Origin of the sequence: Streptomyces sp. NPDC003456 (assembly GCF_042878735.1) — a bacterium.
Taxonomy (GTDB): Bacteria; Actinomycetota; Actinomycetes; order Streptomycetales; family Streptomycetaceae; genus Streptomyces.
Map to the genome: position 1 here is coordinate 515745 of NZ_JBIAOK010000004.1, position 11173 is coordinate 526917.

The window sequence follows — 11173 nt, forward strand, 5'->3', positions numbered from 1 at the left end:
GGGTCAGCCGGGCCGCGCGACGGCTGGGGCCTTCTCGGAGCGGCTTCATCGGACGTCTGCGGCATCGCCGGCTCGGCGTGCTTCAGCCCGGCGGGGAAGACGCCGACGGCCCGGCCCCCGGTGGTGCGTGGGGGCCGGGCCGTTCGGTGAGGGGGTCAGCCCTCCGTGGTCTCCGCGGTGGCCGCGGCCTTGCGGGTGCGGCGTGCCTTCGGCTTCGCCTCGGCCGTCTCCTCCGGCGCGGCGGCCTTGGCGGCCGTGGCCTTGCGGGTGCGGCGGGGCTTGGCCTCGGCGGCGTCCGGCTCCTGGACCGTCTGGGCCGGGATCCCGGCGGTGGCGGTCTCGGCGGTGTCGGCGGCCTTGCGGGTGCGGCGGCGCGGCTTGGCCTCGGTGGCCTCGGCCGTGTCGACGACTTCCTGGGCCGCGGCGGCCGTCTTGCGGGTGCGGCGGGGCTTGGCCTCGACGGCCGTGTCCGTGTCCGCGTCCGCCACCACAGCGGCCGTCTTGCGGGTCCGGCGCGGCTTGGCCTCGACGGCCTCCGCCGTGTCGACCGCTGCCTCGGCCTTGGCGGCCGCGGTCTTGCGGGTGCGGCGGGGCTTGGCCTCGGCGGCGTCCGGCTCCTGGACCGTCTGGGCCGGGATCCCGGCGGTGGCGGTGTCGGCGGCCTTGCGGGTGCGGCGGCGCGGCTTGGCCTCGGTGGCCCCGGCCGTGTCGACGACTTCCTGGGCCGCGGCGGCCGTCTTGCGGGTGCGGCGGGGCTTGGCCTCGACGGCCTCCGCCGTGTCGACCGCTGCCTCGGCCTTGGCGGCCGCGGTCTTGCGGGTGCGGCGCGGCTTGGCCTCGACGGTTTCCTCCGCGTCGGCCACTGCGTCGGCCTCGGCCGGTGCTGCGGCCGCCTTGCGGGTGCGGCGCGGCTTCGGCTCCGCCGGAGCGGCCTCCGTGGTGCCCTCGGCCGTGTCGACCGCTTCCTGTGCCGCGGCGGCCGTCTTGCGCGTGCGGCGACGCGGCGCCCGGGCGGGGGCCTCCGGCTCGGCGGCCACCGGCTCGGCCACCGGGGTGGCGACCGGCGCGGCCTCAGCGGCCGGCGGCTCCTGCACGGTGGTCTCCGCCGCCTCCGGCGTCACCTCCGCGGCCGTCTCCGAGCGGCGCGTACGGCGCCGGCGCGGCGTGGTCTCCGTCTCGGCGACCGCCGCGGGCTCCGGGGCCGTGCTCTCGGCCGTCGCCACGGCCGCTTCCGCCTGCTCGGTCACCGGTGCCTCGGCAGCCGTGACCGGAGCGGCTCCGGCCGCGGCACCGCCGCGCGTGCGGCGACGGCGGCGCGGGGTGCGCGGCGCCGTGACGGCCTCGGCCTCGGCCGTACCGGCGGCGGTGGCCTCCGGTGCGCCGGTGCCCGCGGACGCCGGAGCGCCCTCCAGCGGGGCACCGCCACGGGTGCGGCGCCGGCGCCGCGGCGTGCGCTCGGAGCGCTCGCGGTCGCCGGAACGGGACTCGTCCCGCCCGCCGCGCGCGTCGCGGCCACCACGGCCGTCCCGGCCGTCCCGGCCACTGCGACCGCGCGGCCCGCGGCCGCCCGGCTCGCCCAGGTCCTCCAGCACCTCGGCGTCCAGCCCGGCGCGCGTACGCTCCGAGCGCGGCAGGATGCCCTTGGTGCCCTCGGGGATGCCGAGGTCGGAGAAGAGGTGCGGGGACGTGGAGTACGTCTCCGGCGGGTCGTTGAAGCCCAGCTGCAGCGCCTTGTTGATCAGCTGCCAGCGGGGGATGTCGTCCCAGTCGACGAGCGTGATGGCCGTGCCCTTCGCACCCGCGCGGCCCGTACGGCCGATGCGGTGCAGGTACGTCTTCTCCTCTTCCGGCGACTGGTAGTTGATGACGTGCGTGACGCCCTCGACGTCGATGCCGCGTGCGGCGACGTCGGTGCAGACGAGCACGTCCACCTTGCCGTTGCGGAACGCGCGCAGCGCCTGCTCGCGCGCGCCCTGGCCCAGGTCGCCGTGGACCGCGCCGGAGGCGAAACCGCGCTGCTTGAGCTGGTCGGCGAGGTCGGCCGCCGTGCGCTTGGTGCGGCAGAAGACCATGGCCAGCCCGCGGCCCTCGGCCTGGAGGATGCGCGCGACCATCTCGGGCTTGTCCATGTTGTGCGCGCGGTAGATGTACTGCTTGGTGTTCGCGACGGTCGCGCCCTCGTCGTCCGGCGCGGTGGCGCGGATGTGGGTGGGCTGCGACATGTAGCGGCGGGCGAGACCGATGACCGCGCCGGGCATGGTGGCCGAGAACAGCATCGTCTGGCGCCGCACCGGCAGCATGTTGATGATCTTCTCGACGTCGGGCAGGAAGCCCAGGTCGAGCATCTCGTCGGCCTCGTCGAGGACCAGGCTCTTGACGTGCTTCAGGTTCAGCTTCTTCTGCCCGGCGAGGTCGAGCAGCCGGCCCGGGGTGCCGACGACCACGTCGACGCCCTTCTTCAGGGCCTCGACCTGGGGCTCGTAGGCCCGGCCGCCGTAGATGGCGAGGACGCGCACGTTGCGGACCTTGCCCGCGGTCAGCAGGTCGTTGGTCACCTGCGTGCACAGCTCGCGCGTGGGGACGACGACGAGCGCCTGCGGGGCCTCGGTGAGGGCCTCGGGCTCGGCGCGTCCGGCCTCGACGTCGGCGGGGACGGTGACGCGCTCCAGGAGCGGCAGGCCGAAGCCGAGCGTCTTGCCGGTGCCGGTCTTGGCCTGGCCGATGACGTCCGTGCCCGAGAGGGCGACGGGGAGCGTCATCTCCTGGATGGGGAAGGGGTTGATGATGCCGACGGCCTCCAGGGCCTCGGCGGTCTCGGGAAGGATTCCGAGCTCTCGGAACGTCGTAGTCAGGGTGCTGCCTCTTCTGTGTGGGCGGCGCGAGGCGAGCGCGGGGTCGTGTCAAGACCGTGCCGGGGACGTCGGCTGCCTACGGGCGGGCCGTAGAGCACGGGACCGCGCCGACGCTCTAGCGCTCGTGCCGCTGAGGGTGTCCTCCGGCTTCCGTACGCACAGTGCCGTACGGGCTGGAGGTCTGTCGGGTCGGAGCCGATCGGGCCACCGACCGGGCATCCTCATACGTGCGGCCTGTCGAGGTACGTCGACGTACCAGCAGGCGCATTACCACCATACCCCGGATTCGCGCACATGCGATGGCCGATTTGGTCACGTAGTCGTCGTCACAGTGATTGACCAGGGCCTTACACCCCCCGGCGGGCGGGCTATTGTGCGCTGCATGACGAGCTCTGACAAGCCTGAGAACGCCTCGGACACCGCCGCCTCCGCGGCCACCCCGGTCGCCGCCCGCGACTGGGCGACGGCCTCCGCCGACCCGCAGTACCGCGCCGCGGTCGTGGACCTGCTGGGCGCGCTGGCGTACGGGGAGCTGGCGGCGTTCGAGCGGCTGGCGGAGGACGCCAAGCTGGCGCCGACGCTGGCGGACAAGGCGGAGCTGGCCAAGATGGCGTCGGCCGAGTTCCACCACTTCGAGCGGCTGCGCGACCGGCTCGCCGAGATCGGGGAGGAGCCGACGCGGGCGATGGAACCGTTCGTCGCCGCGTACGACGGCTTCCACAAGCAGACGGCCCCCTCGGACTGGCTGGAGGGCCTGGTCAAGGCCTACGTCGGGGACTCCATCGCCAGCGACTTCTACCGTGAGGTCGCCGCCCGGCTGGACTCCGACTCCCGCGACCTGGTCCTGGCCGTGCTGGACGACACGGGGCACGGCGGCTTCGCCGTGGAGAAGGTGCGGGCCGCGATCGACGCCGACCCGCGGGTGGGCGGCCGGCTGGCGCTGTGGGCGCGGCGGCTGATGGGCGAGGCCCTGTCGCAGTCGCAGCGGGTGGTCGCGGACCGCGACGCGCTGTCGACCATGCTGGTGGGCGGCGTCGCGGACGGCTTCGACCTCGCGGAGGTCGGCAAGATGTTCTCCCGGATCACCGAGGCGCACACCAAGCGGATGGCCGCTCTGGGGCTGGCCGCCTAGCCGACGAACACCGGGTCGCGGACGGGACCGGCTCCAGGGCCCTGGTCCCGTCGCCCCGAGAGCCGGGGGCCGGCGGCCGCTCGGACGAGATCCTGAGGCGGGGCGGTCCGCTCGGGTGATCTTCAGGCGGCCACTGGGGTGCGAGGGATCAGGCGGTCACTCGGGTGTGAGGGGTGCGAGGAAGCGAGCGGTCGCTCGGGCCGCGCCTCAGGCGGTCGCCGATCGGCGGCGCAGCCGTCCCGCGGGGCGCAGCAGCAGCGACAGCGAGGCGACCGAGACGATCACCGCGCCGAGGAGCACCACCAGCAGGTGCCCCGCGTCCAGTGCGCTGTGCATGACGAACGCCCCGAACAGGGCGCCCATGACCCCGGTCGACAGGACCAGGTGGCGGGCCGGGAGGCGGTGCGGCAGGCGGTGTGCGGCCGCCCAGCCCAGAGCGAGGCCGAGGATCGCGGAACTCAGCGTTTCCAGGAGCATGTCGGGGGTCCCTCCCACATGGCCGGCCTACCCGAATCGGTCGTAGCCCGTCTTACCCCTGACCTGCGGAATCCAATCACCCTGTGAGCCGCCTGTGCGCCATTCGTGGAGAAACGCGGGGGAAGCCGGAGGCGGGAACCCGCGAGTGTGAACAAGAACGCGAACGGGGCGGGACGGCCACCGGCCGTCCCGCCCCGTTCGCGTGCAAGCGCCTACAGCGCGCCGAAGCCCACCTTGCGCGGAGCCGGCTCGCCGATCTCCACGTAGGCGAGACGGTCGGCCGGGACCAGAATCTTGCGGCCGTGCTCGTCCACGAGGCTCAGCAGCGCCGACTTCCCGGCGAGCGCCTCGGACACGGCGCGCTCGACCTCCTCGGCACTCTGACCGCTCTCCAGAACGATCTCGCGGGGCGCGTGCTGCACGCCGATCTTGACCTCCACGGCTATGTCCCTCCGACGGTCAGTGATGTGCGCGACCTTCCGCGCCGTACGCAGCACACATTAGCCCGGTGAGGGGACGTACATGCTCCGCCCGAGAACGCCACGAGCGAACACCGGGCGGGAACAGAGCACCGTCAGTGCTGCTGCTGGTCCGTGCCGTGCAGCGGGAAGCCCGCGATGCCCCGCCACGCCAGCGAGGTGAGCAGCTGCACCGCCTGGTCGCGGGGCACGCTGCGGTCGCTGTGCAGCCAGGAGCGCGCCACCACCTGGGCGAGGCCGCCCATGCCCGAGGCGAGGAGCATCGACTCCGCCCGCGACAGGCCGGTGTCCTCGGCGATCACGTCGCAGATCGCCTCGGCGCACTCGTTGGTGACCTTGTCGACGCGCTCGCGCACGGCGGGCTCGTTGGTCAGGTCCGACTCGAAGACCAGGCGGAAGGCGCCGCCGTCGTCCTCGACGTACGCGAAGTAGGCGTCCATCGTGGCGCGGACGCGCTGCTTGTTGTCGGTCGTCGAGGCGAGCGCGCTGCGCACGGACTGGATGAGCGACTCGCAGTGCTGGTCCAGCAGGGCGAGATAGAGGTCCAGCTTGCCCGGGAAGTGCTGGTAGAGCACCGGCTTGCTGACGCCGGCCCGCTCCGCGATGTCGTCCATCGCGGCGGCGTGGTAGCCCTGGGCCACGAAAACCTCCTGGGCGGCGCCCAGGAGCTGGTTGCGTCGGGCACGGCGCGGCAGGCGTGTGCCCCGCGGGCGAACCGCCTCTGTCTGCTCGATGGCTGTCACGCCGCCTCCCATAGTCGTCCACATGCGGATCTGGCCGCGTCGCCATCGTACTTTTCGGTAACCGTGCTGTGCGCGGTGAGAGCGCAGAATTTCACGGACCGGACGGTTACGAAAGCGGTTGAGAAGGTTTCAAACAGGGTCAGAGCGGGCAAAATGCGGCCCCTTTCCTGCTCAGTGGTGCGTTGCGTCGCCCGTCGGCGGCGTGCGTCACCGGTAGTCGTCCTCGTCGAGGGAGACGACCCGCGCCTGTTCCGCCATGTCGGCCTCGTTGGCGCGTTCCGGGTCGACGACGGTCAGCGGGTCGTCGCGGTCCGGCGCGATGTCCGCGTGCTGCTCGGCCGCGTCGACCTCGGGCGCCTCGACGTCGAACTCCGGCGCCTGCGGCGCCTCCTCGGCCTCGAACGTCTCCGGGTCGGTGGGGTCAACGGCCATGCTGGGCTCCCTTCCTCCGTACGTCCCTGGGAATGCAGGGGCCACAAGCGGGTGCCCTCTCCACGAGCCTAGGAGACACCCGATCCGGACGCTATGCGATCCGCGTCCGGGGCGTGACCCGTTGTGCGTCCCGTCGACTGCTTTCCATGGTGCTCCCGAGTGCCTCCTGTGCGACCCCCCATCCGGCCCATTCCTGTGACGGCGAACACACGGGTCGCCGCGTGATCGTCTCGTAACATTGCCGCATGTCTTCGACCGAGCTGCCGTTCGTGCCGCCTGCCAATGTGCTGCCGAAGGTGGGGACCGTCCGGGTCGCCGAGGGCGAGCGGCTGCGCTCGGTGGAGCTGCCCGGGGTCACCCTGACCGTGCGGTCGAGGCCGCCGGCGCGCGAGGGCCTGCCCCCCGCCTTGTACGTGCACGGGCTCGGGGGTTCGTCGCAGAACTGGTCGGCGCTGATGCCGCTGCTGGAGGACGCCCTCGACAGCGAGGCCCTGGACCTGCCGGGCTTCGGCGACTCCCCTCCGCCGGACGACGGCGACTACTCGGTCACCGGGCACGCGCGCGCGGTCATCCGCTACCTCGACGCCTCCGGCCGCGGCGCCGTGCACCTGTTCGGCAACTCGCTCGGTGGCGCCATCGCCACCCGTGTCGCCGCCGTTCGTCCCGATCTGGTCCGTACGCTCACGCTTGTGTCGCCCGCTCTCCCGGAAATCCGCGTCCAGCGCTCCGCCGTCCCCACGGGGCTCCTGGCGGTGCCCGGCGTGGCCCCGCTCTTCACCCGGCTCACCCGGGCCTGGACGGCCGAGCAGCGGGTCCGCGGCGTCATGGCGCTCTGCTACGGCGACCCCGGACGGGTGACGCCGGAAGGGTTCCGCAACGCCGTGCAGGAGATGGAACGGCGGCTGAAGCTGCCGTACTTCTGGGACGCGATGGCGCGTTCCGCGCGGGGGATCGTCAACGCCTACACCCTGGGCGGCCAGCACGGACTGTGGCGCCAGGCCGAGCGGGTCCTGGCGCCGACCCTGCTCGTCTACGGCGGCCGCGACCAGCTCGTCGGCTTCCGCATGGCGCAGCGGGCCGCCCGGGTCTTCCGTGACTCCCGGCTGGTGACGTTGCCGGACGCGGGTCATGTGGCGATGATGGAGTACCCGGAGACGGTGGCCACGGCAGTTCGCGAACTCCTCGCCGATGCGGGAGAGTTGGGCACCGAGCGGGCGCGGCGGGCCGAGGGCGCCGCGCAGGACGGGCCACAGCCGGAGAGCACCGACGAGAGCATGGGGGGCTGAGGCGCGACGTGGGACGCCACAGCCGCCGCGGGCCGGTCGCCAAGGGCGACACCGCGGAGAGCAGGGCCGCTTCGGCGCAGAGGCCGGCGCAGGGCCCCGAGGCGAGCCGGGGCGGCAGCGGCGTGCCGCGCGGCGCCGCGCAGGGCGGCTGGCCGCCGCCCGCCCCTCGCAGGGTCCCCGGACCGCGCCCGGCGCCCGCGGCGCCGCCCCGCGGCGCGGCGCCCCACACCGCGGGCCGCTTCCCCGACGGCACCCCGGCGCACGGTTTCCCGCGTCTGCCGGACGGCACTCCCGCGCAGGGCCTTCCGCGTCTGCCGGACGGCACTCCCGCGCACGGTCTTCCGCGCCTGCCGGACGGCACTCCGGCGCAGGGCCTTCCGCGTCTGCCCGACGGGACTCCGGCGCACGGTCTTCCGCGGCTGCCGGACAGCACTCCTGCCGGCGGGATGCCGCGCATGCCTGACGGGCCTCCGGCCGGTGGGGTGGCGCGGACGTCCGGTGGGACTCCGGCTCGTGGGGTGCCGCGTGTGCCCGGCGGGTCGCCGGTTCAGGGTGTGCCTCGGCCGGGGGACGGGACGCCGTCCCGCGGGTTTCCGCAGGTGCGGGGCGGTCACCCCGAGCAGCGGGAAGCAGGGGGCGGCTGGGGTGAGTCGAGGGGGACCGGTGGGGGACCCGCCGGAGTCGGTACTCCCATACCGCGGCAGCGCCGGGCGTCCGTACCCGCGCCGCGGCAGGAGTATCTCGACGCCTTCGACGAGGAGGACGACGTCTTCGCGCCCCGTACGCCCGCCTCCGCGCACGCAGCGGACGCCGGCGGCTCCGCTCCGGACCGGTACGCCGGCACCCCGGCCGGTTCCGGCGACGCCGGCCGGCCCGTCGGCACGCCCGCGTCCGGCAAGGGCGGCAAGGGCCGCACCTTCACCGGCATCGCGGCCGCCGCCGTGACCACCGTGCTGGCCGTCGTGGTCGCCGGTCAGGTCGCCGACGACCAGGACCGCACCGACGTGCAGTCGCAGTCCGCCGCCGATCAGGCCCGCGACCTGCGTGACGCCGCCTCGCGCGCGGACGGCAGGGCGCCCGCCCCGCTGCCCGCCGCGCCCCCGCTGACGTACGACGAGAAGATGGGCCGGATCTACACGCTCGGCGCCACGTACACCGGGTCGGGGAAGTTCGACGCCGTGCCCGGCATCGCCAAGGCGCCCGGCACCGGGCAGAAGTACACCTACCGCGTGGACGTGGAGCAGGGACTCGGCCTGGACGGGGAGCTGTTCGCCGAGGCCGTGCAGAAGACGCTCAACGACCGGCGCAGCTGGGCCCACGGCGGCGCCCGGACCTTCGAGCGCATCCACTCCGGCGAGCCCGACTTCGTCATCACGCTCGCCAGCCCCGGCACCACCGCCGAGTGGTGCGCCAAGTCGGGTCTGGACACCACCGTGGACAACGTCTCCTGCGACTCGGCCGCCACCGAGCGCGTGATGATCAACGCCTACCGGTGGGCCCAGGGCTCGGAGACCTACGGCGACGGCAAGATCCACGCCTACCGGCAGATGCTGATCAACCACGAGATCGGTCACCGTCTCGGATACGGCCACGTCACCTGCGACAAGGACGGCGACCTCGCCCCGGTCATGCAGCAGCAGACCAAGTTCCTGGAGCACGACGGCATCAGCTGCCGCGCCAACGCCTGGCCGTATCCGGGCAGTTGACCCGCAGGGCAGGGGTGTGGCGCGGCTCGCGTTGACATGCGCAGAGAGTTCGTACATATTTCTGGGCATGTCCGCCCGTCACGTCTCCGTTCGCGCCGCCATCGAGCTGGCGCTCATCGGCGTGACCCCGCTCTGCGTGGCCGACATCCACTGTTGCTGACGCCCGCCCGAGGCGCGCGTCGCGAATCAGCACCCTCTTCCGCGTGACCCCGTCACGCCCTCTTCGACGACCCGGCGCCGGGCAGACGTCTGTCTTCATCCGTCTCACCCTTCGTCACTCCGTCTCGCCATCCGGGATCGACCGATCCGGAACGCGCGGGACGCCCTTCCGAGAGGTCGTCATTCCGATGCGCCAACCGTCCGTCACAGCGCGCCGCGTGGCCGCGGCATCCGTCAGCCTGGTCCTGGCAGCGGGTGCCGCCGCCTGCGGGCCGGAGGACAACGATGCCAAGGCCGCCGGCGGCGACGCGACGCCCCACAAGGGCGGCACCCTCACGGTGCTGAACTCCAACCCGCAGCAGGACTTCGACCCCGCCCGCCTCTACACCTCCGGCGGCGGCAACGTCCCGTCCCTGGTCTTCCGCACCCTCACCACCCGCAACCGCGAGGACGGCGCCGCCGGCGCGAAGGTCGTCCCCGACCTGGCCACCGACACCGGGCGCCCCAACAAGGACGCGACGGTGTGGACGTACACCCTGAAGGAGGGCCTGAAGTACGAGGACGGCACGCCGATCACCTCCGCCGACATCAAGTACGGCATCGAGCGCTCCTTCGCCCCCGAGCTGTCCGGCGGCGCCCCCTACCTGCGCGACTGGCTGACCGGCGCCGCCGACTACCAGGGCCCCTACAAGGACAAGAAGGGCCTGGACGCGATCGAGACGCCGGACGAGCGGACCATCGTCTTCCACCTGAACAAGCCCGAGGGCGAGTTCCCCTACCTCGCCACCCAGACGCAGTTCACGCCCGTCCCGAAGGCCAAGGACACGGGCACCGCGTACGAGGAGCACCCGGTCTCGTCCGGGCCGTACAAGGTCGTGCGGAACGAGAACGACGGCGAGCGGCTGGTCCTGGAGCGCAACCCGCACTGGTCCGCCGCGACCGACGCCGAGCGCAAGGCGTACCCGGACAAGGTCGACGTCCGGTCCGGGCTCGACTCGTCCGTGATCAACCAGCGGCTGTCCGCGTCCCGGGGAGCGGACGCCGCCGCCGTCACCACGGACACCAACCTCGGCCCGGCCGAACTCGCCAAGGTCACCGGCGACAAGGACCTCGCCGCGCGGGTCGGCACCGGGCACTTCGGCTACACCAACTACCTGGCGTTCAACCCGCGGATCAAGCCGTTCGACGACGTCAAGGTGCGCCAGGCGATCTCGTACGCCATCGACCGGTCCTCCGTGGTCAACGCGGCCGGCGGGTCCGCCCTGGCCGAGCCCGCCACGACCTTCCTGCCGAACCAGAAGTCCTTCGGCCACACGCCCTACGACCTCTTCCCGGCCGGCAAGGCCGGCGACCCGGCCAAGGCGAAGCAGCTGCTGAAGGAGGCCGGGCACCCGAACGGCCTGACCATCACCCTGACGCACTCCAACGCCAAGGACTTCGAGACCAGCCCGGAGATCGCCACCGCCGTCCAGGACGCCCTCAAGAAGGCCGGCATCACCGTCAAGCTCCAGGGCCTGGAGGAGAACGACTACTCCGACAAGATCCACGACGTGAAGACCGAGCCGGGCCTCTTCCTCGCCCACTGGGGTGCCGACTGGCCCTCCGGCGGTCCCTTCCTCGCCCCGATCTTCGACGGCCGGCAGATCGTCGAGGACGGCGCCAACTTCAACACCGGCCTGCTGAACGACAAGTCGGTCAACGCCGAGATCGACGCGATCAACAAGCTGACCGACCTCGGCGAGGCCGCGAAGCGGTGGGGCGCGCTGGACAAGAAGATCGGTGCGAAGGCGCTGACCGTCCCGCTGTTCCACCCCGTCTACAAGCGCCTCTACGGCGAGAACATCAAGAACGTCGTGATCAGCGACTGGACCGGCGTGCTGGACATCTCGCAGGTCGCGGTGAAGTGA

At 73.0% G+C, this 11173-nt stretch carries 10 protein-coding genes; 5 read left to right on the forward strand and 5 right to left on the reverse strand.

Translation table 11 applies throughout. From position 1 onward, the window contains the following. Positions 1–155 precede the first annotated feature (155 nt). The gene (locus ACFYWG_RS18520; protein WP_389202257.1) at positions 156–2759 is read right to left on the reverse strand and encodes a DEAD/DEAH box helicase; all 2604 of its coding nucleotides are present in this window, start codon (positions 2757–2759) and stop codon (positions 156–158) included. Between the two features lie 475 nt (positions 2760–3234). On the opposite strand from ACFYWG_RS18520, the gene ACFYWG_RS18525 reads away from it, so the two are divergent. Next, positions 3235–3984 (forward strand): ferritin-like domain-containing protein, encoded by a 750-nt coding sequence (locus ACFYWG_RS18525; RefSeq protein ID WP_383505933.1) that lies wholly within the window; start codon positions 3235–3237, stop codon positions 3982–3984. A gap of 207 nt (positions 3985–4191) precedes the next feature. On the opposite strand, the gene ACFYWG_RS18530 is transcribed toward ACFYWG_RS18525, so the two are convergent. The 4 genes from ACFYWG_RS18530 to ACFYWG_RS18545 form a co-directional block, all read right to left on the reverse strand. Beyond that, positions 4192–4461, reverse strand: coding sequence for a hypothetical protein (locus tag ACFYWG_RS18530; protein WP_376332503.1), 270 nt, complete (start codon positions 4459–4461; stop codon positions 4192–4194). A 212-nt stretch (positions 4462–4673) separates the two neighbouring features. Then, positions 4674–4901 carry a DUF3107 domain-containing protein gene (locus tag ACFYWG_RS18535; RefSeq protein ID WP_376332504.1) on the reverse strand — a complete coding sequence of 76 codons (228 nt, stop codon included), beginning with the start codon at positions 4899–4901 and terminating at the stop codon, positions 4674–4676. Positions 4902–5035: 134 nt separating this feature from the next. Further along, on the reverse strand, positions 5036–5683 hold the full coding sequence (locus ACFYWG_RS18540; protein ID WP_383503655.1) for a TetR/AcrR family transcriptional regulator: 648 nt from the start codon (positions 5681–5683) through the stop codon (positions 5036–5038). Between the two features lie 207 nt (positions 5684–5890). Then, complete coding sequence (locus tag ACFYWG_RS18545) at positions 5891–6115, reverse strand: hypothetical protein (protein WP_376332508.1); 225 nt, start codon at positions 6113–6115, stop codon at positions 5891–5893. Between the two features lie 245 nt (positions 6116–6360). Here ACFYWG_RS18545 and ACFYWG_RS18550 point away from each other — a divergent pair, with 245 nt between their 5' ends. The 4 genes from ACFYWG_RS18550 (at position 6361) to ACFYWG_RS18565 (ending at position 11173) form a co-directional block, all read left to right on the forward strand. Continuing rightward, entirely contained in the window at positions 6361–7401 is a 1041-nt protein-coding gene (locus ACFYWG_RS18550) for an alpha/beta fold hydrolase (protein WP_383503654.1), read from the forward strand. 446 nt (positions 7402–7847) lie between these two features. Continuing rightward, a complete protein-coding gene (locus tag ACFYWG_RS18555) occupies positions 7848–9107 on the forward strand; it encodes a DUF3152 domain-containing protein (RefSeq protein WP_389202768.1) in 1260 nt (419 codons plus the stop codon). A gap of 67 nt (positions 9108–9174) precedes the next feature. Continuing rightward, positions 9175–9267: an Ms4533A family Cys-rich leader peptide gene (locus tag ACFYWG_RS18560; RefSeq protein WP_361301637.1), complete on the forward strand. Its 93-nt coding sequence runs from the start codon at positions 9175–9177 to the stop codon at positions 9265–9267. Between the two features lie 187 nt (positions 9268–9454). Continuing rightward, complete coding sequence (locus ACFYWG_RS18565) at positions 9455–11173, forward strand: ABC transporter substrate-binding protein (protein ID WP_385416455.1); 1719 nt, start codon at positions 9455–9457, stop codon at positions 11171–11173.

What these genes read in the sequence shown, in the direction of transcription:
- ACFYWG_RS18525 (WP_383505933.1), top strand. Translation starts at nt 3,235, where the DNA reads ATGACGAGCTCTGACAAGCCTGAGAACGCCTCGGACACCGCCGCCTCC.
- ACFYWG_RS18520 (WP_389202257.1), bottom strand. Translation starts at nt 2,759, where the DNA reads ATGACGCTCCCCGTCGCCCTCTCGGGCACGGACGTCATCGGCCAGGCC.
- ACFYWG_RS18550 (WP_383503654.1), top strand. Translation starts at nt 6,361, where the DNA reads ATGTCTTCGACCGAGCTGCCGTTCGTGCCGCCTGCCAATGTGCTGCCG.
- ACFYWG_RS18555 (WP_389202768.1), top strand. Translation starts at nt 7,848, where the DNA reads ATGCCGCGCATGCCTGACGGGCCTCCGGCCGGTGGGGTGGCGCGGACG.
- ACFYWG_RS18530 (WP_376332503.1), bottom strand. Translation starts at nt 4,461, where the DNA reads ATGCTCCTGGAAACGCTGAGTTCCGCGATCCTCGGCCTCGCTCTGGGC.
- ACFYWG_RS18560 (WP_361301637.1), top strand. Translation starts at nt 9,175, where the DNA reads ATGTCCGCCCGTCACGTCTCCGTTCGCGCCGCCATCGAGCTGGCGCTC.
- ACFYWG_RS18545 (WP_376332508.1), bottom strand. Translation starts at nt 6,115, where the DNA reads ATGGCCGTTGACCCCACCGACCCGGAGACGTTCGAGGCCGAGGAGGCG.
- ACFYWG_RS18565 (WP_385416455.1), top strand. Translation starts at nt 9,455, where the DNA reads ATGCGCCAACCGTCCGTCACAGCGCGCCGCGTGGCCGCGGCATCCGTC.